The sequence below is a fragment of the Cytobacillus sp. GQ23 genome (assembly GCF_059758675.1).
This window is the reverse complement of sequence record NZ_JCAXER010000022.1, coordinates 13284-32864: the sequence shown is the minus strand read 5'-3', so window position 1 is coordinate 32864 and position 19581 is coordinate 13284. Positions and strand designations below refer to the sequence as shown.

Genomic DNA, 19581 nt, shown 5'->3' with positions numbered 1-19581 from the left:
TCGAGCCGATGCGCCTGGAGCTGGACATATTGTTAAAAAACACAGGTCTATGGATCTGTGTTTTTTTGTTCAGACTGCATCCCTATAACGGAAATAACGGCAGTTCATTTCTCTCGTGAATATAGACAAATATCCGATAATGATATAGAAAATCGCCAGTTATTACTCCTTCTTCTTCAAAAGAATAAGCATCTAAAAATGCTTCTATCCGGTCTTTATCCTCTCCATCCCATACCCCGGTCATCCAGACTTTATAGGCAAGACTGCTGCTTAAACCTGCATATCCGCTTTCCTCAAAAAGCTCCTCGATTTGCTCCCTTTCCATCTGTCCACCTCCCCCGTTTGTTATCCATCCTTATCTGTTTTTATCTTACTTATACACTTTTGGGACAAGGCAAATATACAATTTTAGCACCATATGAGGTGAACTTGTCTATACTATATCGAAGTCTATTTTAAATATGCAGGAATGCTTATTAATCAAATAAGGGAGGGATAACTTTGGAATTGAACGAGTTATTTCATTTAGGCAATAAAACAGCCATTGTCACTGGAGGCGGACGCGGACTCGGAGAGCAAATGGCAAATGCACTTGGGGAAGCAGGAGCAAATGTGGTTGTCTGCTCACGCAGATTTGAAGCATGTGATCATGTCAGAAAAAACCTGGAAGCAAAGGGTGTTAAAGCTCTGGCTATCGAATGTGACATCACTAATGAAGAAGACATTCAAAAAGTCATTCAAAAGACTTTGGAGACATTTGGAACAATCGATATCCTCATTAATAATAGCGGCACATCCTGGGTTGCTCCTATTCTCGATCTGCCTGCTGATAAATGGGACAAAGTCATGAATGTGAATTTGAAAGGGCTGTTTTTATTTTCACAGGCTGCCGCAAAAGTGATGACGAAACAGGGAAGCGGCAAAATCATTAATATTTCTTCCGTAACTGGAATGAGGGGTACTCACTCAGCTTTTCTTGATGCAGTGGCCTACAGTACAAGTAAAGGTGCAGTTATCTCACTTACAAAGGATATGGCTGTAAAGCTGGCACCTGCCGGCATTCAAGTAAACGCTATCGCTCCAGGCTTCTTTCCTACCAAGATTACAAAGGTCCTTGAAAAATCGAGTTCAGTTATTCACAAAATGATTCCTGCTGGAAGATTTGGAAATGAACATGATTTAAAAGGAGCGGCTGTCTTTCTATCATCTAAAGCGTCTGATTACATGACGGGACAGGTATTAGTCGTAGATGGAGGAATGACGGTATCCCTCTAAGCATCACAAGGCTAACTTCATAGAAAGGAGAAAGTTTATGTCCATTAACCATACGGAAGCTATATTGCAGGCAATAAAAAAGTTAGGGACAAAAGTGGAAAGAGATCTGAATGAATCTATACAGAACTCTATTAACAAAGAAGATATTTTCAAGAACTTAGTCACCCGTTCTGAGGTGACCGCAGCAAGCATGAAAAAACTGCGGGACGCCATTGAGACACTATCCGTCCCTCTTAATTTCCCTACCAAGACTGACGTGGCAAACGCAGCTAAACTAACTGTGCAGGCTGAAGAAAAAATGGATCAGATTGACGAAAAGGTCATCGCTTTGGCCAGATCAATTGAGGAAATAAGAAAAGCACTTGACAGCCCTGCTGAAAGCGCGGAAAAATAAATGACACAGAATACACCCTCCAGAAAACTGCTCGGATTCTTTAATACTCTTTCTCAGCCCGATCCGGAGATAAATATAACTCCAAGAACGGCAGTCTGGAAAAAAAATAAGGCAACGCTCTGGAACTATGCCCCTTCCAGCAAAAAATACAGTATTCCCATTTTCCTTGTGTATTCACTTGTCAATCAGCCCTTTATTTTGGATCTGGGACCGCAGAATAGTTTAATCGAAGCTTTGGTTAACAGCGGGTATGATGTCTACTTGCTGGATTTCGGAATTCCGGGCTATGAGGATAAAGACATTACGATGGAAGATTATATTACTGAATACATTCAAAAGGGGATAAAAAGAGCTTTATATCACGCCGGAGCCGAGGAAATAACGGTCATGGGCTTTTGCCTTGGCGGCACCTTTGCAGCCATTTATGCAGCCATTGCGGATGAACCGGTTAAAAACTTAGTATTGTCTGTCGCACCGGTTGATTTCAGCATTATCCCCGTTTTTGATAAATGGGCACATGAGCTCCGAAATGGAGAAGGCAGTCTGGATACCACTTTTGATGCATGGGGACTTATTCCCGCATCTGCCATTAAATATGGTATGCGCATATTTACCTCTCCTCTCTATTACTCTCCGTATTTATCGCTGCTGGCAAGGGCCGACGATGAAGCATATACAACCCGCTGGAAGCGATTTAACCATTGGACAAATGGCCATATCCCATTTGCCGGGGCTGCAATGAAGCAAATCCATCAGGACCTTTTAAAAGACAATAAACTTGTGAACGGTACATTAACAATCGGAGAAAAGAAAGCCGTCCTCAGTAATATTAAAGCTAATTTGCTCGCTGTCGCTTCAGATAATGACCGGCTTGTTCCAAAAGAACAGGTTCTTCCGGTCTTGGACCTCGTGTCAAGCGCTGATAAAACTTTTCACCTGCTTCAGGGCGGGCATGCCACTCTTACTTCAGAGGGAAAAGTTCCTGGTTATTTGGATGAATGGCTGTCAGGACGATCAGGTCGATTATAACAGTTAATTCCCCTGCCACTGCAGGGGATTCGACATTTAAAGGAGGAGGTAACTTGATGACTTTATGCAGTTATCCAAAAATGTATATGAATGACTATACCATCAGTGCTTATTTGGGGTTTGCTTCATTTGTATTTAGAGACTTATTTCCTGCTTAGTACTAGGACCATGCATTTACTGCATGGTTTTTTTATTTGTGTTAACTCATGCAAAGCTGCAAATAATAAGCAAATGAACAAAATGCACTAACAGGTAGCTTCAAGCGGGCACCTGCACAAGGACAGAGCAGAAGGAGACTAACTATGGACTTGAAGATTTTCAAGGCAATCAGCCGTTTATCCGGACGTATGGCATTCATCGACTTTTTGATGATTCTTATATCAAATAAGGCAAGATATTTATTTTTATTTGTTCTGGCAGGTATGTGGCTGGCCAGGGGAGCTTCCCGAACATCCGCAAAAAAAGCGGCTGCCGCTTCCCTGATTGCTATCTTTGTAAATAAAGTAATAAAAATTTGTTATTTTAGGCCACGTCCATTTATTAAAACCAAGGTTGGCCTATTGATCCCGGCCAAAAGAGATTCAAGTTTTCCAAGCAAGCATACAGTAGTGTCGTTTGCTGCTTCTATCGTTATTTTTTACGGCAACCGATTTATAGGGCGCATTCTGCTGTGGGTTTCAGGGCTCACAGGCTTCTCCCGCATATGGGCTGGCCACCACTACCCTTCTGATGTTATCGGCGGTGCTCTTATTGGCGCAACAATAGGCTGGATGACAGAAAAATGTTCAATGGAAAAATCAAAAGCAGAACATTAGAATAAAAAAAATGTAAAAACCACACTTTCTTTGGCGAAAGAAAACTTGTTTTGTCAGTCTGGAAGGACTTCATGCTATTCCGGCAGAATTCTTTGTAAAAACGGGAGGGGATCAGTATGAATACGAGTGCTGCAGCCAAATTATTAGGTGTTTCACCTAGCACTATTCAGCGATGGGTTAAACAACTGGAACTCCGGACGGAACGAAATGAATTGGGCCATTACTTATTTACAGAAGAAGACATTAGCCTGCTAAAACAGGTGCAGGACCAGCTTAATCAGGGGATAATATTGCAGGACGTTACTGTAAATGGAAAAAAGACGAGAAAGGGTACGGTCAATGGAGAAACAGCTGCCGCACCAGCAATGGAGAAAATATATTTAAAAATAAGTGAGCTTGAGAAGCGGCTGAACGGAAAAGCAGATGATGTGGTGTCATACCAGCTGCTGCAGCATCGCAGTGAAATAGAGGAATTGCAGAAGGAAAATGCACGTCTGCTGAAAAGAATTGAGGTTCTTGAAGCGAGGACAGCTGTTAAAAATCGAGACATCCCTGCTGACACTCTTTTGGTTTTTGATCAGGAGAAGCCAAGGAAGAAATTAAAAAAGAGAAACATTTTCACTATGCTGTTCGGATTTTAGTAAGGATAAAAGCGTATCTACGCTTTTATCCTTACTAATCATCCCAGCTGAACCTCTGCTCACGAAAAGGGTCTCCATAGTTGTGATAGCCGTTATTCTCCCAAAATCCAGGCTTGTCGGTTTTAGAGAACTCAATGCCTCTAATCCACTTTGCACTTTTCCAAAAATACAGATGCGGAATCACGGCCCGCAGCGGAAATCCATGCTCGGGAGTAAGAGGCTCACCATTATGAGTATGTGCAAGAAGACTGGTGCTTTTTAAAAAATCCTTAATCGGGAGGTTTGTGGTCCATCCTTCTTCCGCGTGAAGAATTACAAAGCGGGCTGTTTCTTTTACACCTGCCCGCCTGCCAATCTCTGCGGCAGAGACTCCTTCCCAGACATTATCAAGCTTTGACCAGCCCGTCACACAGTGGATATCATTTTTGTACAGAGTCTGAGGCAGGTTCATTACCTCTTCATGCGATAAGGATAATTCCTTTTCCACTTCTCCAAATATGTTCAGATTCCAATCCTTCATATCCTTGTAGTATGGAACATTCCCATAATGCAATACAGGAAAGGCAGTGGTCACGTTTTGATTTGGCGGTACCCGGCCAGAGATCTGTTTTCTGATTTTTCCAAAATACATAATAACCACCTCCGTTTCTTTTTCTTTATCTTATCCTACCCTACTTTACAGGCTGATACCAATGAGAAAGCAGCCCCCATCCTGGAAGCTGCTCTCGATTATAAAATCATTGCCGCCAGCCATCCAAACAGGATGAGCGGAATATTATAATGCAGAAATGTCGGCACACACGTATCCCAGATATGATTATGCTGTCCATCTGCATTCAAGCCTGCTGTCGGTCCCAATGTACTGTCTGAAGCGGGAGAGCCTGCATCTCCAAGAGCTGCGGCTGTTCCAACTAAAGCAATCGTTGCCATTGGGCTAAAGCCGACCTCCAGTGAAAGGGGCACAAATATGGTTGCAATAATCGGGATTGTTGAGAATGAGGAACCAATGCCCATTGTAACCAGTAATCCGACTAGAAGCATTAGCAATGCTGCAAGTGATTTATTATTGCCAATTACTTCTGCAGCCTGTTCAACAAGACTTTCAACATCGCCCGTTTCTTTTAATACATCAGCAAATCCGAATGCAGCCAGCATAACAAATCCAATGAATGCCATCATCTTCATACCCTCAGTTAAAAGCTGATCTGCCTCGTTCCATTTAATTGCACCGCTGATATAAATAACTAAAATACCTGTCAGGGCTCCGAAGATCATCGAATCAAGCTGCAGCTGGACTATGAGAGCTGCTGCAATCCCAATGAGTGAAAAAATGATGCCCTTTTTTGAGTAATTGCCTTTTTCCGTTTCAATTAATTCTGAGGGGCGATAATTCCTCTTTTTACGGTAAACAAACAATGCAACTATTAAGCCAGCCGCCATGCCGGCTACAGGAATAAGCATAGCCTTTGGAATATCAGCCATTTCCACTGCCAGCCCGCTGTTCTCCATATTTTCTGCGAGTATTCCCTGAAATATTTGACCAAAGCCTGCAGGAAGCAAAATATACGGAGCGGTCAAACCAAATGTCAGTACAGACGCGATCAGACGCCGGTCTATTTGAAGCTCATTCATAACCTTTAATAATGGAGGAATCAAAATAGGGATAAACGCGATATGAATAGGAATTAAATTTTGAGAAAAAATGGACATTAATAAAATAGAAAAAACAATGAGTGCCTTTGATAATGATTTCCCTCTGGGCTCCCCGTCTTTCCCGACCTTGTCCAGGACCCATTCCACTAATAGATTCGGAAGTCCAGTTGCGGAAATGGCTAAGGCAAAGCCGCCCAATAGCGCATAACTCAATGCAACTTCTGCACTGCCTCCAAGCCCATTTGAAAAAACTTCAATTGTCTTATCTATACTTAATCCGCCTGCGAGCCCGCCTGCCAATGCACCTGCCACAAGAGCAAGAACCACATTGACGCGCAGAAGGCTTAGAACAAGCATGATCAACACTGCAAGTATAACTGCATTCATGATGTAACCCTCTTTCTATGCGTATGTTTCCATTTACTTTAATCTGCTAAATTGGTAGAGAACTAAAACACATGTATTAAACTATCATATCTCCCCTTTTTATGTCAATGATTTTAGGCAGATTCAGAAATGGGGGTTTAGGCCAGGATAGCTGTTAGGTTAGAATTTCATGTAATTTACCGGTAAATTGCATTTCCGCACCTTATGTTAATTATGGATAAAAATCCGCATAAAAAAACTCCGGATTTCTCCAGAGTTTTGAATTCATCTTTATTACACTTCAAACCTTTCAACCAATAGCGCCAATGTACGAACCATAACGCCTGTCGCACCATCTGGTCCAAGATCATGGCTTTTTGATGTCGTGGCTGTACCTGCAATATCGAGATGCACCCATGGTGTGTCTTCGGCAAATTCACCGACAAACCCTCCGCCCATGATCGCATGACCCGCACGTCCTGGTGAATTGTTCAGATCTGCCATTTTGCTGCTTCTGATTCTTTCTTTATCTTTTTCAAAAAGAGGCAGACGCCAGATAGGTTCGCCAGCTTCATAGGACGCTTCCAGCACCTGTTCAAACCATTCTTCATTATTCGTTAATGCACCTGTTGTTTCTTCACCCAGCGCCACAATCACACCGCCAGTCAGGGTTGCAACATCCACCAGGTAATCCGCTCCATGATGCTTCGCATATGTTATTGCATCAGCAAGTGCCAGACGTCCTTCTGCATCTGTGTTAAGGACTTCAATGGTTTTTCCGCTCATAGAGGTAATGACATCATCGGGCTTAAACGCAGTTCCGCTCACCATATTATCTGTAGAAGGAATGACGGCGACAACATTCTGTTCAGGCTTCAATTCTCCGATGACTTCCATTGCCCCAAGTACGGCCGCTGCACCGCCCATATCGGTTTTCATGCCCACAATGCCGTCCTTCGGCTTTATGGAATAGCCCCCTGTATCGAACGTGATTCCTTTGCCGACAAGGCCGATAACATCCTTCCATTCTTCCTTGCCCTGATATTTTAAAACAATCATCTTAGGAGGCTCTGCCGATCCCTGATTTACCGCCAAAAGAGCACCCATGCCAAGCTTAAGCATGTCTTCTTTTTCGAGGATTTCCACTTCAAATCCATATCTCCACGCCAATTCAGATGAGTAATTTGCCAAATCGGTGGCAGTCAGCATATTGCCTGGCAGATTGACCAATGTTCGGGCTGAATTCGTTCCTTTCCCGTGTGCATATCCAACCGTAAGAGAAGCCTTCACATCTTCCTCATCTGCCGCTTCGCAATAAACGGCAATATTCTCAATTTCTTTTTCCGGTTCATTTGATTTCTGTTTGTAATCTTCAAACTTATAGGTGGAAAGGGCAAAAGCCTCGCTTAGGGCATGGGCTGCATCCAGTGCTTCTACATTTCCCCCAATAAAAGTATCAAGACAAACACCGGCATTTTGAAGCTTGGACGATTTCACTTCCTTGAATGCCTTTCCAAACGCTTCACGTAACCCTTCAAAGCTAAATTCTTTTTCTTTCCCAAGACCTATTGTAATCAATCGTTTGGCCCCAATTTTTCCAAATGTATGTATTTTTGCAATGGCCTTTTTCTTGGCGGATATATCGCCGCTCTTCACAAGCTCTGTCAGATGGCCTTGAAACTGTTCATCTGCACGGGCAAGTATTCCTTCAAATCTGGCTGACTTATCAAAAACACCAACAATCAGGCATTCCTGTTCTGCTGTAACGTCAATTTCTCTTTTAACCGAAAACATACTGGCACCCCCACATAATCTACTGTTCACTTTATTATATCGAAAATACTGAATTATTTCGACTATCTAAGTGCTTCATGAATCTTCCAGATACAATACCAGCTGAGGCAATTTAGGAAGACTGCCGACCTTTTCAAATGGAAGCCTTTCGATATCTTCAGGAAATATGGAGAGGCATTCTTCAATAAACCCATACACATGCTCAAGATCCAGTCCCCAATGTCTGGGCCGGTATGCCTGCAAATATTCATGTGCAGCCTGCATCATCAGCCTCGCACCTTTGACATTGCCATATTCATAATGATAAATGCTGACGCTCATCTGGAGCAGGCCTTTAAAAAACAAATTGCCTTTATCAGTCATCCACATTTCTTCAAGAAGATCATGACAGGTATAGTAATCACCTTCATTGAAACTGACAAAGAATTCGTAGTATTCAAGAGGGTAATCTTCCATGAAATCACTCCATCTTCGGACTTGTTTGTACTGATCATTTTAACAAAAAGAAAAGGTATTAAATATATTCTTTCATAATTGGGTAAGAAAATAGAAACAGAAAGGAGAAGGTTATGGATCCTCTATTGTTTGCCGCTTTTACTTCTGGATATATCCTGCTATTTATTTGGGCCATTTTCACTGTAAAGAACAGCGGACCTGTTAGTGCTGCCTTCCTGCTGCCTGTAATTCTCGGTTTGATTTACGATAATGGGATTCTTGCTGCTGGGCATTTAATCGGGGCGGGAAGCACTCTTAAGCTACTGAATTATGCCCGATTCTGGATTCACGCTCTATTTACGCCTCTTCTTGTTCTATATTCCTGGCATACTTTAAAACAAGCTGATATTGATTGGGCAAAAACAGGCAAACTAAAATGGGCTGCATCCCTGCTTACTGCCGGATTAATTGTTCTGGAGCTTATTACCGAAGTTTTCAGTCTTGTACTGAAAGAGAAATGGGAATATGGGGCTCTAAGCTATTTAAACGCCGAAGCGCAGAGCGGCCCTCCGATAATGGTACTGATCGTTTCCGCTGTATTGCTGGCTGCATCTATAGTGTTTTGGCGCAAGCAGGGGTGGGTCTGGTTTTTTGCAGGGGCCGTCTTGATGATTATCGGAAGCGCCATAGATTTTCCCATTGAAAGTGCCGCGGCCGTGAATGCCTTTGAATGGATTCTGTTGCTTTCACTGACAGCAACAGCGTATTATCAAAAAAAGCGTTATTTAACAGAAACTTAAAACAGCTCCTCTTGCAGGAAGGATCAATCTATTGGAGAATATTAGTTAGTATAACTTTACGCAGCTCTTATTGTGCTAAGTACAAGGCCAGATAGATTTTGTACACAGGATGCTGAATTGGGATGGGTTGTGTCCGAAAACCAGCTCTACTTCGCACTATGAAAGCAAAAAAAAGCAAATGCAGAGTATCATACAACTCAAAGGTGGTCTCACATGGAATTAATGACAAATTTCCCTCTATGGTCTGCTTTGGCAGCCATCTTCTTTGCCCAATTTGTAAAAGTGCCCATTCAATTTATTGCCACCCGAAGAGTGGATTGGTCCCTTTTAACAAGTACAGGCGGAATGCCCAGTTCACATTCCGCTGCAGTAACTGCCCTTTCAACCGGGGTGGCACTTGAAACCGGTATGGATTCCGCTGTTTTTGCTGTTTCTGCCGTTTTTGCCATTATAACGATGTTTGATGCTACCGGGGTGCGGCGTCAAGCAGGGGAACAGGCGATAGTATTAAACCAGCTTGTTGCCGACTTCAATAAATTTGTTGAAGAAGCAAAGACATGGCAGAAAAAAGCTGGCCAGGAAAAACAGAAAGAATTGAAGGAGCTGCTGGGCCATAAACCGATAGAAGTCCTTTTTGGCGGTCTGACGGGAATCCTATTAACTTTGGGGCTTCATTATTTATTTTCCTAAAGGTTGTGATATGAATGAAAATCCTTTCCTTATGCCCAAGCAATACGGAATTGGTGGAATACTTGGGATTGACTGATATGTTAGCGGGTGTGGACGATTATTCTGATTGGCCGGAGCAAATTTTCAAATTGCCCAGGCTGGGTCCTGACTTGTCTATTAATATGGATAAAGTGGAGGAATTGAAACCGGACCTTGTGCTTGCTTCCCTAAGCGTACCCGGCATGGAAAAGAATGTAACAGAGCTTAAAAAAAGGCAAATTCCCCATATTGTCTTAAATCCCCAAAGTCTCACAGATATTGCAAATGACCTGGTTTTTACAGCTGAAAAAATCGGGAGGCCTGAGAGAGGAATTTTGGCCGCTAAACAGTTTACCGAGAAAATAGAGGAGCTGAAGGCCATCTCTAGCAGGATTGAGAAAAAACCAAGCCTATATTGGGAATGGTGGCCAAAACCTGTATTTACACCAGGCAAGGTCAATTGGCTGACGGAAATCAGTGAGATAGCCGGGGGACGGAATTTATTTGCTGATGTAGAACTTGCCAGTGTACAGACTGATTGGGAGGATGTCCTGAATCGGCAGCCGGATTATATTTGTCTCGCCTGGGTAGGTGTCAGAAGAGAAAAGGTAAATCCGGAAATTGTCTTGAAACGCCCAGGCTGGAGTGAAATGGAAGCAGTAAAACAGAACAAAATCCTGGTTCTGGAAGAAGAACTGTATTGCAGGCCTTCGCCGCGGCTGATTGAAGGGGCTGTAAAATTAGCAGAAAAGATTCATCGCCAGACATTTTCTATTTGATAATACAAAAAGGCAAATCCGCTCATACATCGGATTTGCCTGTATCTACTGGTTATTTTTTCTCGGATTTAATATATTGCTGTCTGAAGACCTGCATGGCTTCATTTTCATTCAGTAACCTTAAATCTTCTTCCGTCAGGGTACCGTCGCCCATTTCAACGATATAAACATCGAGCGTTCTCTTTCCCCAATTATTATAAACATCATCAACAGTTTCATAATAGAGATCTAATTTATTCCCCTTAATGGCACCGCCTTTATCTGCCACAACACCGTACCCATAATCAGGAATAAACAGGATTGTTCCAATTGGAAAAACATTTAAATCTGCTGCGACTGTAGAATATAAATCTCTCTTTACTTTAACACCTGAGTATGTAATGCCAAAGGACGGATGATCTGGATTTTTGCCTGTCGACTCATAAAAAGCGGTATATCCGGTAGCAATTACTTGTCTTTTTTGATATTGCGACCAGTCAATTGAATCCTCCAATGTCGGAGTCTGTTCAATTGCCACAGCTTCACTCGCAGAAATCTTCGTTTCCAGGCTCACGGCCTGCTTCAAAACCTTAAATGCTACGCCAACCGATTTTAATGTATGTTCAAATTTTGAATTTCCATCTTCAGCAGATTGTTCAGCATTTTGCTGCAGCTGAACAATTGATCTTGCTTCCACTCCGGAAATCGAATGGAAAGTTGTCAATAATGCACCTATAAATAAGGCAGACATTACTGTACGTTTCATCCATTTTGTAAATTTGTTCATCTTTTACACTCCTCCCAAAGTTAGTCATTTCCCTTATTCAGGGGAAATATTCATAACTTATGGAAGAGACGTCCTTCCAGCAGCCGTTTTCAGAAGGAATAAAGCCAGTAATGCCATAGGCTTGGCCAATTTGACCACACTAATCAAAAAAATAAAAAATCCCTGCATCCAGCAGAGATTTCATCACCCATTTAAAACATCCGATATCCTTTTTTACGGAGCAGTTTAATCGTAATTCCGGCAACAATGGCGCCTGCCATTCCGCTGCTGAGTATAAGTATGTCAGCCAGAGCGAGGCTCGACAATTCAATACCAAGACTGGAAAATGATTCCCCCGGTTTTTGAAAATACTCAATGAAACGAACTTTATCGATGATAAAGATGGCAATAACCGGATAAATAATAGCCATAATCCAAGACATTCTTAAGAGCATATTTAAAATAAAACCTATCCCAAAAAAAAGCACAAAAAACAGAAGCATGGAAATAGGCAAAACGAAAATCGTCATCTGCATGAACTTGTTTCCTCCCTTAGCACATCAATAATTAGTGTACTTTAATGTGGATTGGGGAGTCAACAAGAAAAGCAGTTAGCGCCTTGTCCTCGAGGAGGCAGGCGCTGGAGCTAAACAATTATCTAACTTCACAATTTATAGACTTGCTTTAAAAAGAAAAACTTCGCATCTCGCGAAGTTTTAAAGTTTATTCCTTTTTCTTGCCTGTTCCGCCGCAGCAGCTGCAGGTTTCAGATCCGCCTAATAGTAGTTGAAAATACCCTTTGCCTGAACAATACATACACTCTTTGTTTTCATATTTCTTAGCTGTCATTTCATTCATCTCCTTTTGATTTTTGTAACTGAATTTTCTGATAATATATCAAGGATCTGAATAAATGAAAAGCTCCGTATTTCATGAAAAACTATCATTGGAAACGCATACAAGCAATATATACTTCTGTTTTCTCGCTCTATCTCTAAATTTCAGAAAATTATAAAAATAATTTATATGCAGTGTAACCGAAAGTATCCCCGGGATTAATTCCGTCAATTAATGTTTTTATAGACGAATCCGAAGAATCCAATATGTATTTTAGAATAACTGATGCATTCGGGTCATCTGCAAGCTCTTTGGGTTTTCGAAACTGTACATCGAAAAGCTCACTTTCCTGAACCTTTAATGATTGTTCAGGCTCAGCTTCAAGCAAAAACAAGATCATATTATCACTGACTTCCCCTTTTATAACACCTGTGCGCAGCCCAAGCATGCCTTTCACTGTACATTTTATTCCCGTTTCCTCTTCTACCTCCCGGACTGCAGCTTCATCAGCAGTTTCGCCCGGTTCTACAAACCCAGCCGGCAGAGACCATTTACCTTTAAGGCCACCATATTTCTTTTTAACTACAAGCCAGTTGCCTTCAGGAGAAATTACGAGCCCGGAAACCGCAAGCCACACTTTTCCCCTTTTATGTTCGACTCCCATTCAAATCCCCCCTTTTACATAATTCTATCACGAAAAATCCCCATTAAAAAAAGGGACAGACTTTAGAGTCCGTCCCCTTATATAAATAATTGCTGACTGATTAAAGAACGTTGAATTTACCTTTTTTCAATACAAGAGAAGGTCCGCCAACCATGTAAAGAGCACGGTTATCGATCATCTTCTTCATGAATGAAGCTTTAGTTCCAACCATTTTCTTTCCAAATGCCACACCGATTGCATCGTGTTCACCAAGAGAACAAACAGTACCTTTAATATCCGGTGTAAACGTTTCAAGGTCAGTTTTATTGCGGATTAAAGCAGTAATGTTTCTTGCACATACTTCACCCTGCTGCATAGCAATTTGGGCAGTAGGAGGGTATGGACGGTTGATTTCTTCATTGATAATTAATGAGCAGTCTCCGATGATAAACATATTATCATGGCCAGGAGCGCGCAAGTCAGGCTGAACTTTTACACGGCCGCGCATTGCTTCGATGCCGGAATTTTCAATAATAGAATTTCCGCGTACACCTGCAGCCCAGACAACTGTTGCAGCTTTGATTTCTTCTACTTCATCTTCACCCTTGCCAACGATGATTCCTTCAGGAGTAGCTTCTTTAATAGCCGTTCCGATCATAAATTGAACGCCTTTTTTCTCCAAGTGGGATACAGCGTAATTAACAAGCTCAGGATCAAAGCCTGGAAGAACCATTGGAGCTGCTTCCACGCAAATGATTTTCACTTTATGATAATCCACATCATATTCTTTGCAAAGCTCAGGTACACGGTTAGCCAATTCACCAAGGAATTCAATGCCAGTGAAGCCTGCACCGCCGACAACAATTGTCAGGCGCTCGTCTTTCTTCTCGGCTTCTGTATTATAAGTGGCAAATTGATATTCGATATGCTCGCGGATCTGACGGGCAGCATTTACATTGACAATTGAAAATGCATGTTCCTTAAGTCCTTTAATACCGAATGTTTCCGGTTCGGCACCAAGAGCAACAACCAGATAATCATACTCAATTTCGCCGTTTTCCAAAATGACTTTCTTTTCTTCAGCTTTAATTTCAAGAGCAGTGCCCTGAACGAATTCAACTTTGTTGCGGTCAATAACATCTTTTATATCATAGCGTACACGATCATGATGAAGTGTTCCGGCAGATGCCTCGTGCAGCCATGTTGTTTCATAATGGTAGTCATTCTTGTTCACTAAAACGATTTCCGCTTCGTTTGTTCCTACAGATTTCTGCAGACGGGTTGCAACCATCAAACCGCCGTAGCCCCCACCGAGGATTACAATCTTTGGCTTTCTCAAGTGTATCACTTCCACCTTTTTTAAGTATTTTCTAATGTTTTCTTATCTTCCTCTGCTTTATATTTTTTATAGCAAAAAACATAAAAAAACTTTGTGATTTTATTCACGAACTAATTCAAAAAAACACAAAAAAATTGTCATAAAATATTAACATTATTCCTCCATTAATCTTATGCTACTTCATATACTTTTTCAACCCTAAAAAAATAGACGAAAAACTTAAAAATTTTAGGAAAAATTTAAAAAATATTCGTGTTTCTATTTCATGTGTCCTCTTGAAGTCTTCCGATTATTCATAATATTTACCTCTATTCGTGAGGTTTCAAACGATATATGTTAAAATAAAGAATGGAATTTTTAATACATACGTGGGGGGATATTGCATGAAAGAAGATCAAAAAGTGTATGACATAACCATCATTGGCGGGGGGCCAACTGGTTTATTCACTGCTTTTTACGGGGGCATGAGACAAGCATCAGTAAAAATTATTGAAAGCTTGCCTCAGCTTGGGGGACAGTTATCTGCTCTTTATCCTGAAAAATACATATACGATGTTGCCGGATTCCCGAAAGTCCGCGCCCAAGAATTGATTGATAATCTTAAGGAACAAATGGCTAAATTCGAGCCCACTGTATCACTTGAGCAATCTGTTGAAAAACTTGAAAAGCAGGCTGATGGAACATTCAAGCTTACAACCAATAAAGAAGTGCATTATTCAAAAACCATTATTATCACTGCCGGCAATGGCGCGTTCCAGCCTCGCCGTCTTGAACTTGATAGCGCCGTGCAGTACGAAGGCAAGAACCTTCATTACTTTATTGATGATTTAAATCAATTTGCCGGCAAAAAAGTAGTTGTGTTCGGCGGAGGGGACTCTGCTGTGGACTGGGCATTAATGCTTGAGCCTATCGCTGAGAAAGTCACGATTATTCATCGCCGAGATAAATTCCGTGCGCATGAGCACAGTGTAGAAAATCTGCAGAACTCTAAAGTTGAAATTAAAACACCTTATATTCCTGCTGAGCTTATTGGTGACAGTGAAGGAATTAGCCAAGTCGTACTTGAAGGTGTGGCTTCAAAGGAGAAAGAAGTTTTTGATGTTGATGCTGTCATCGTTAACTACGGATTCGTTTCCTCCCTTGGCCCAATTAAGGAATGGGGTCTTGATATCGAAAAGAACTCCATCGTGGTTAACTCCAGAATGGAAACAAATATCGAAGGCATTTATGCGGCCGGCGATATCTGCACATACGACGGGAAGGTTAAGCTTATTGCCTGTGGTTTCGGTGAAGCGCCAACTGCCGTCAATCACGCAAAATCCTACATTGATCCAAAAGCGAAAGTGCAGCCAATGCACAGTTCTTCTTTGTTTGGGAAATAAAACATAAAAAGGACGGCCCATTTGGGACCGTCCTTTTTATGTTATTTAACACTCTTCCGGTGTACCTGTATTTGCAGCTGTGCGGAAAGAAGATCCGCAGCCGCAGTTTGCTATGGCATTGGGATTGTCGATTGTGAATCCGCCGCCCATCATGGATTGTTTATAATCAATTTTTGTGCCATTCAAGATAGGTGCGTCTTCCTTGCTGACAAGAACCTGAATTCCATAGTGTTCTGACTGGATATCCCCTTCCTCGACTTCGTGCGCAAACCCCATTCCATAGGAAAGCCCGCTGCACCCGCCTCCTTTAACGGCTACACGCAAGAACGCTTCTTCTTCCTCATTTTGCTTCATCATTTCTTTTATATGCAAAGCTGCTGCTTCTGTTATATCCACCACTTTTTCCATGTTATTCCCTCCTGTCATATAAGGATACTTCTATAAACATAGTATATACAGTAAAGTGCATGTGCTCAACTTAAGCGGCTTTTACATTTTCTAATTTTTCTGTGACACATTCTAATAATAGAGCTTTATACCCGAATACCCAAGACAATAACGGCACAATAGTCTCATTAAACATCCCCGGAGATGGCATTCTATGCAGCAATTAAAGCCTACTTATGACAACAACTGCAAATGCAGTATCTGCAAACAGAGTTTCACCACTAAAAAACTCCGCTCCAGATTTGTAAAAGCAGCTGATTTTGACAGTGATTTCTGTCCTAATTATGCTGATGCAAGCATGAACCCTCTTTTTATATCATATTAATACATGCCTGCATTGCGGATACTCAGAATCTGAAGATTTTTCTCCTTATTTCCCGCCGGAATCCCTGGAATAATTCATTCTCCAAATTGTAAAATCCTGGAATCCTCAGGATTTTTGCCAGGATAGATCCATTCATGCTGCAGTAAGCCCCTATAAACTGGCTACATATTGAGGAACTTTAAAAAGGGAGAAGCATATTATAATGGCTGGGTTACATGTCAGACTCGCCTGGCATTTCCGGATTATGCAGAATAATGATCAGGAACAGCGCTTTTTGAAACTGGCTCTAAAGAAATATTTTGAGTCTTTAATGTCAGATGATTTTAGGGGATCATCTATTTCTGAAACGAGGATTTATTATCTGATTGGGGAGCTTTCCCGAAGGACACGTCAGTCTGAACAGGCTCTTAAATATTTTTCAAAAGGAATTGAACAGCAAAGCCGCTCCACTGAGCCATAAATCATTGAAATGGCAAGAGAGCGCTGGTATGAAATGAGGCATGAACAAAAACCTGCCGCTAACTAAGGAATAAGAAAAGGAGCGAAATTTACTCGCTCCTTTTCTATATTAAAACATCGGATTTTCATCCAGGTATTGATATATATTTTCAACCAGTTCATCTGGTGTTTCTCCAGTTACCACTTCTCCGTTCACAAGTGCAAATAGAGTGCTTGCACATTTGCCGCAATACCCTAGACAGCCATATTCGATGACATCCAGATCATAATCCTTTTCCAGCTGTTCGAGCGCTTTTTGAGAGCCGCTGGCCAAATTGCTGATGCAAAATTCGATGATTGGCTTAATCACATCTTTCACCTCTCTACCCTGTTAATGCTACCTTTTTTACCCGAATTCTGCAAGAAAGTGATTCCGCTAATTTCTTTTATAAGTATGCATAATTACCACTACATGTCGTTTATTGTCAAGTTCTCTGCTGATTTGTGTTGTGATTTTGCCGCAATTTCGTTATACTTTTTATGGGTTTGAGGTTAATAATATCATTTATTTGTTTTTTCAAGATAATTAAAAACATTTATTTAGATTCGGCAACAGCAATCAGTACGGACATAAAGGGGAAATATACTATGAAAAATCTTGTGATACTTGGCGGAGGCTATGGCGGCATGAGGGCACTTGCCCGACTTTTGCCCAACCAGCTTCCCGATGATGTCTCTATTACATTAATAGATCGTGTGCCTTATCATTGTTTAAAGACTGAATATTACGCTCTTGCTGCCGGTACCATTTCTGACCAGCATGTGCGTGTATCCTTCCCTGAACATGAAAGATTGACCATTAAATACGGTGAAATAACAAAGATCAGCATTGAGGAAAACAAGGTTTATCTTCAGGGTGAAGAGCCTGTTTCATATGACGATATTATCATTGGGCTTGGATGTGAAGATAAGTACCATAACGTTCCGGGAGCTGACATTCACACATATAGCATCCAGACTATTGAAAAATCCCGCAGAACATATGAAGCTTTAAATAATCTATCACCCGGCTCTGTTGTTGGAATTGTCGGTGCAGGATTAAGCGGAGTGGAACTGGCTTCTGAATTAAATGAAAGCCGTCCGGATTTGAAAATCAAATTATTCGATAGAGGGAAGCATATACTATCTGCCTTCTCCGAAAGATTAAGCACCTATGTAGAAAGCTGGTTCTTAGAACATAATGTAGAAATTATCAACCAATCCAATATTACTAAAGTAGAAGAAAAGACCCTTTATAATCATGATGAAGCCATCCAATGTGATGCCATCGTATGGACCGCCGGCATCCAGCCGAACAAAGTGGTTCGTGATATGAATGTTGAAAAAGATCCGCAGGGACGCGTAGTTTTAACAAAACATCATAATATTCCCGGAAATGAACATGTATATGTGGTAGGGGATTGTGCGAGCCTTCCTCATGCACCAAGTGCCCAGCTTGCAGAAGGGCAGGCAGAGCAAATTGTTCAAATCCTGTTGAAACGCTGGAAAGGCGAAGAGCTTCCTGAAACATTGCCAGTTATCAAGCTTAAAGGAATTCTTGGATCACTGGGCAAAAAGCACGGTTTCGGACTGGTGGCAGAACGCCCTATCACAGGCCGAGTGGCCCGCCTGCTGAAGTCCGGAATACTTTGGATGTATAAATACCATAATGGATAAGAAAGCGGCCTTGCCTTACCGATCTTTTGCATCTTGGGAGGCACGCACTGGATAGTAATTGAAGCAATGTTATACCCGAAAAAAACGAGCATCCGAATCGATGCTCGTTTTTTTAACCCTAATTGTTTTTCGCCTATCAGTGATGTCCATTGAGTTCTGCTTTTGGCTGTTCAGCGAACAGTGCTCCGGGCAGTTGGTCTCCCTTGATGCTGCCGCGTCTCCGGGTCTTACCTGCCCTGCAACTTCCCTTCTGCTGCAACCAGCTTTGGAATACAAAAGGCCTTTTTAAACAGACTGATACCCGTACTTTTCCATTTCAGCATAGATCGTTTTTAATTTTGGATTCCCTTCACCAACAATTTCATCCTCAATCAGAACAACCGGGTAAAACATATCTTCCTCTATTACTCTTAGTGCGAATTCCTTTTTAGCCTCTTCTTCGGGTGGATTATGAATGTCAACATACACAATTTTAAAAGGCTGATTGGCAAATTTTCGGGATAGTGCTGCCTCCAGCCACTCATAAGTTTCCTTTGATGATGGCAGGTTCACACAGCTTGGACAAAGCTGTTCCGCACCATAAACTGTGATCTCAATCTCTTTTTTCACTCTTCTTTCCCCCTATGCTGAACTTGTTCTTCCCTTCATTTTACAACATTAACATTGAGCAGCGCAGTAAAAATATTCTCCTAATGAGTGGAAATTACGTTCTTGGAATAGATTTTTATGACTGATTTGATTATAATAAATGTATGGAAAGGAGTCGATTTCACATGGCAGAACAAACAACTATGACTGAACAAGTTCAGGAAGTATTAGATAAATTGCGCCCATTCCTTCTTCGCGATGGCGGGGACTGCGAATTGGTCGATGTTGAAGATGGCATCGTTAAATTGCGCCTTCTTGGTGCATGCGGCAGCTGCCCAAGCTCAACGATTACGTTGAAAGCCGGTATTGAGCGCGCTCTTTTGGAAGAAGTACCTGGTGTAGTCGAAGTAGAACAAGTATTTTAATTTTTCC

General features: G+C 41.6%; 25 protein-coding genes and 1 pseudogene. 13 read left to right on the top strand and 13 right to left on the bottom strand.

From position 1 onward, the window contains the following. Positions 1-82: 82 nt before the first annotated feature. Positions 83-325, bottom strand: a complete 243-nt coding sequence (locus AC6CHU_RS18020; protein WP_159867872.1) for a hypothetical protein — start codon at positions 323-325, stop codon at positions 83-85. Between the two features lie 176 nt (positions 326-501). Between AC6CHU_RS18020 and AC6CHU_RS18015 the strand changes: the two genes are divergently transcribed. From AC6CHU_RS18015 to AC6CHU_RS17995, 5 genes are all read left to right on the top strand, one after another. Continuing rightward, positions 502-1275, top strand: coding sequence for an SDR family oxidoreductase (locus tag AC6CHU_RS18015; RefSeq protein WP_498122555.1), 774 nt, complete (start codon positions 502-504; stop codon positions 1273-1275). A gap of 37 nt (positions 1276-1312) precedes the next feature. Next, on the top strand, positions 1313-1669 hold the full coding sequence (locus tag AC6CHU_RS18010; RefSeq protein WP_251284837.1) for a hypothetical protein: 357 nt from the start codon (positions 1313-1315) through the stop codon (positions 1667-1669). Beyond that, positions 1670-2698 (top strand): alpha/beta fold hydrolase, encoded by a 1029-nt coding sequence (locus AC6CHU_RS18005; RefSeq protein ID WP_251284838.1) that lies wholly within the window; start codon positions 1670-1672, stop codon positions 2696-2698. A 302-nt stretch (positions 2699-3000) separates the two neighbouring features. After that, positions 3001-3513, top strand: a complete 513-nt coding sequence (locus tag AC6CHU_RS18000; protein WP_159867884.1) for a phosphatase PAP2 family protein — start codon at positions 3001-3003, stop codon at positions 3511-3513. A gap of 116 nt (positions 3514-3629) precedes the next feature. Then, positions 3630-4154, top strand: a complete 525-nt coding sequence (locus AC6CHU_RS17995) for a MerR family transcriptional regulator (RefSeq protein ID WP_159867887.1) — start codon at positions 3630-3632, stop codon at positions 4152-4154. Positions 4155-4188: 34 nt separating this feature from the next. Here the strand turns inward: AC6CHU_RS17995 and AC6CHU_RS17990 are convergent, their stop codons facing one another. From AC6CHU_RS17990 to AC6CHU_RS17975, 4 genes are all read right to left on the bottom strand, one after another. Then, the gene (locus AC6CHU_RS17990; protein ID WP_498122554.1) at positions 4189-4785 is read right to left on the bottom strand and encodes a sulfite oxidase-like oxidoreductase; all 597 of its coding nucleotides are present in this window, start codon (positions 4783-4785) and stop codon (positions 4189-4191) included. Between the two features lie 98 nt (positions 4786-4883). Continuing rightward, a complete protein-coding gene (locus AC6CHU_RS17985; protein WP_159867893.1) occupies positions 4884-6194 on the bottom strand; it encodes a Na+/H+ antiporter family protein in 1311 nt (436 codons plus the stop codon). Positions 6195-6467: 273 nt separating this feature from the next. Beyond that, positions 6468-7967, bottom strand: a complete 1500-nt coding sequence (locus AC6CHU_RS17980; protein WP_498122553.1) for a leucyl aminopeptidase — start codon at positions 7965-7967, stop codon at positions 6468-6470. A gap of 75 nt (positions 7968-8042) precedes the next feature. Next, on the bottom strand, positions 8043-8423 hold the full coding sequence (locus AC6CHU_RS17975; protein WP_159867899.1) for a DUF309 domain-containing protein: 381 nt from the start codon (positions 8421-8423) through the stop codon (positions 8043-8045). A gap of 113 nt (positions 8424-8536) precedes the next feature. On the opposite strand from AC6CHU_RS17975, the gene AC6CHU_RS17970 reads away from it, so the two are divergent. From AC6CHU_RS17970 to AC6CHU_RS17960, 3 genes are all read left to right on the top strand, one after another. Further along, positions 8537-9202, top strand: a complete 666-nt coding sequence (locus tag AC6CHU_RS17970) for a hypothetical protein (protein ID WP_498122552.1) — start codon at positions 8537-8539, stop codon at positions 9200-9202. A 213-nt stretch (positions 9203-9415) separates the two neighbouring features. Next, entirely contained in the window at positions 9416-9892 is a 477-nt protein-coding gene (locus tag AC6CHU_RS17965) for a divergent PAP2 family protein (protein ID WP_251284839.1), read from the top strand. Positions 9893-9906: 14 nt separating this feature from the next. Continuing rightward, positions 9907-10689 (top strand): cobalamin-binding protein, encoded by a 783-nt coding sequence (locus AC6CHU_RS17960; protein ID WP_159867905.1) that lies wholly within the window; start codon positions 9907-9909, stop codon positions 10687-10689. 52 nt (positions 10690-10741) lie between these two features. Here the strand turns inward: AC6CHU_RS17960 and spsC are convergent, their stop codons facing one another. From spsC to AC6CHU_RS17935, 5 genes are all read right to left on the bottom strand, one after another. Continuing rightward, entirely contained in the window at positions 10742-11455 is a 714-nt protein-coding gene (gene spsC / locus AC6CHU_RS17955) for a stationary phase survival protein SpsC (protein ID WP_251284840.1), read from the bottom strand. Between the two features lie 191 nt (positions 11456-11646). Next, positions 11647-11970 carry a YuiB family protein gene (locus tag AC6CHU_RS17950; protein WP_159867911.1) on the bottom strand — a complete coding sequence of 108 codons (324 nt, stop codon included), beginning with the start codon at positions 11968-11970 and terminating at the stop codon, positions 11647-11649. Between the two features lie 187 nt (positions 11971-12157). Further along, complete coding sequence (locus AC6CHU_RS17945) at positions 12158-12283, bottom strand: YuiA family protein (protein WP_159867914.1); 126 nt, start codon at positions 12281-12283, stop codon at positions 12158-12160. Between the two features lie 160 nt (positions 12284-12443). After that, the gene (locus AC6CHU_RS17940; RefSeq protein ID WP_498122551.1) at positions 12444-12935 is read right to left on the bottom strand and encodes an NUDIX domain-containing protein; all 492 of its coding nucleotides are present in this window, start codon (positions 12933-12935) and stop codon (positions 12444-12446) included. 100 nt (positions 12936-13035) lie between these two features. Then, a complete protein-coding gene (locus tag AC6CHU_RS17935) occupies positions 13036-14253 on the bottom strand; it encodes an NAD(P)/FAD-dependent oxidoreductase (protein ID WP_498122550.1) in 1218 nt (405 codons plus the stop codon). Positions 14254-14636: 383 nt separating this feature from the next. Here AC6CHU_RS17935 and AC6CHU_RS17930 point away from each other — a divergent pair, with 383 nt between their 5' ends. Beyond that, a complete protein-coding gene (locus tag AC6CHU_RS17930) occupies positions 14637-15635 on the top strand; it encodes an NAD(P)/FAD-dependent oxidoreductase (protein WP_159867923.1) in 999 nt (332 codons plus the stop codon). 45 nt (positions 15636-15680) lie between these two features. Here AC6CHU_RS17930 and AC6CHU_RS17925 read toward each other — a convergent pair whose 3' ends face one another. After that, positions 15681-16043, bottom strand: coding sequence for a HesB/IscA family protein (locus tag AC6CHU_RS17925; RefSeq protein ID WP_251284841.1), 363 nt, complete (start codon positions 16041-16043; stop codon positions 15681-15683). A 193-nt stretch (positions 16044-16236) separates the two neighbouring features. Here AC6CHU_RS17925 and AC6CHU_RS17920 point away from each other — a divergent pair, with 193 nt between their 5' ends. After that, entirely contained in the window at positions 16237-16407 is a 171-nt protein-coding gene (locus AC6CHU_RS17920; RefSeq protein WP_498122549.1) for a DUF2225 domain-containing protein, read from the top strand. 202 nt (positions 16408-16609) lie between these two features. Next, positions 16610-16867, top strand: coding sequence for a DUF2225 domain-containing protein (locus AC6CHU_RS17915; RefSeq protein WP_498122548.1), 258 nt, complete (start codon positions 16610-16612; stop codon positions 16865-16867). A gap of 108 nt (positions 16868-16975) precedes the next feature. Here the strand turns inward: AC6CHU_RS17915 and AC6CHU_RS17910 are convergent, their stop codons facing one another. Continuing rightward, a complete protein-coding gene (locus tag AC6CHU_RS17910; protein ID WP_035331977.1) occupies positions 16976-17215 on the bottom strand; it encodes a YuzB family protein in 240 nt (79 codons plus the stop codon). A gap of 278 nt (positions 17216-17493) precedes the next feature. Here AC6CHU_RS17910 and AC6CHU_RS17905 point away from each other — a divergent pair, with 278 nt between their 5' ends. Beyond that, entirely contained in the window at positions 17494-18561 is a 1068-nt protein-coding gene (locus AC6CHU_RS17905; RefSeq protein ID WP_159867930.1) for an NAD(P)/FAD-dependent oxidoreductase, read from the top strand. 285 nt (positions 18562-18846) lie between these two features. Here the strand turns inward: AC6CHU_RS17905 and AC6CHU_RS17900 are convergent, their stop codons facing one another. Continuing rightward, positions 18847-19170 carry a YuzD family protein gene (locus AC6CHU_RS17900; protein ID WP_159867933.1) on the bottom strand — a complete coding sequence of 108 codons (324 nt, stop codon included), beginning with the start codon at positions 19168-19170 and terminating at the stop codon, positions 18847-18849. A gap of 182 nt (positions 19171-19352) precedes the next feature. On the opposite strand from AC6CHU_RS17900, the pseudogene AC6CHU_RS17895 reads away from it, so the two are divergent. Beyond that, a pseudogene (locus AC6CHU_RS17895) lies at positions 19353-19574 on the top strand (NifU family protein); the annotation flags it as partial. Positions 19575-19581 lie beyond the last annotated feature (7 nt).

Coding starts and splice junctions, on each gene's coding strand:
- AC6CHU_RS18020 (WP_159867872.1), bottom strand. CDS start 325: ATGGAAAGGGAGCAAATCGAGGAGCTTTTTGAGGAAAGCGGATATGCA.
- AC6CHU_RS18010 (WP_251284837.1), top strand. CDS start 1,313: ATGTCCATTAACCATACGGAAGCTATATTGCAGGCAATAAAAAAGTTA.
- AC6CHU_RS18005 (WP_251284838.1), top strand. CDS start 1,670: ATGACACAGAATACACCCTCCAGAAAACTGCTCGGATTCTTTAATACT.
- AC6CHU_RS18000 (WP_159867884.1), top strand. CDS start 3,001: ATGGACTTGAAGATTTTCAAGGCAATCAGCCGTTTATCCGGACGTATG.
- AC6CHU_RS17995 (WP_159867887.1), top strand. CDS start 3,630: ATGAATACGAGTGCTGCAGCCAAATTATTAGGTGTTTCACCTAGCACT.
- AC6CHU_RS17990 (WP_498122554.1), bottom strand. CDS start 4,785: ATGTATTTTGGAAAAATCAGAAAACAGATCTCTGGCCGGGTACCGCCA.
- AC6CHU_RS17985 (WP_159867893.1), bottom strand. CDS start 6,194: ATGAATGCAGTTATACTTGCAGTGTTGATCATGCTTGTTCTAAGCCTT.
- AC6CHU_RS17980 (WP_498122553.1), bottom strand. CDS start 7,967: ATGTTTTCGGTTAAAAGAGAAATTGACGTTACAGCAGAACAGGAATGC.
- AC6CHU_RS17975 (WP_159867899.1), bottom strand. CDS start 8,423: ATGGAAGATTACCCTCTTGAATACTACGAATTCTTTGTCAGTTTCAAT.
- AC6CHU_RS17970 (WP_498122552.1), top strand. CDS start 8,537: ATGGATCCTCTATTGTTTGCCGCTTTTACTTCTGGATATATCCTGCTA.
- AC6CHU_RS17965 (WP_251284839.1), top strand. CDS start 9,416: ATGGAATTAATGACAAATTTCCCTCTATGGTCTGCTTTGGCAGCCATC.
- AC6CHU_RS17960 (WP_159867905.1), top strand. CDS start 9,907: ATGAAAATCCTTTCCTTATGCCCAAGCAATACGGAATTGGTGGAATAC.
- spsC (WP_251284840.1), bottom strand. CDS start 11,455: ATGAACAAATTTACAAAATGGATGAAACGTACAGTAATGTCTGCCTTA.
- AC6CHU_RS17950 (WP_159867911.1), bottom strand. CDS start 11,970: ATGCAGATGACGATTTTCGTTTTGCCTATTTCCATGCTTCTGTTTTTT.
- AC6CHU_RS17945 (WP_159867914.1), bottom strand. CDS start 12,283: ATGACAGCTAAGAAATATGAAAACAAAGAGTGTATGTATTGTTCAGGC.
- AC6CHU_RS17940 (WP_498122551.1), bottom strand. CDS start 12,935: ATGGGAGTCGAACATAAAAGGGGAAAAGTGTGGCTTGCGGTTTCCGGG.
- AC6CHU_RS17930 (WP_159867923.1), top strand. CDS start 14,637: ATGAAAGAAGATCAAAAAGTGTATGACATAACCATCATTGGCGGGGGG.
- AC6CHU_RS17925 (WP_251284841.1), bottom strand. CDS start 16,043: ATGGAAAAAGTGGTGGATATAACAGAAGCAGCAGCTTTGCATATAAAA.
- AC6CHU_RS17920 (WP_498122549.1), top strand. CDS start 16,237: ATGCAGCAATTAAAGCCTACTTATGACAACAACTGCAAATGCAGTATC.
- AC6CHU_RS17915 (WP_498122548.1), top strand. CDS start 16,610: ATGGCTGGGTTACATGTCAGACTCGCCTGGCATTTCCGGATTATGCAG.
- AC6CHU_RS17905 (WP_159867930.1), top strand. CDS start 17,494: ATGAAAAATCTTGTGATACTTGGCGGAGGCTATGGCGGCATGAGGGCA.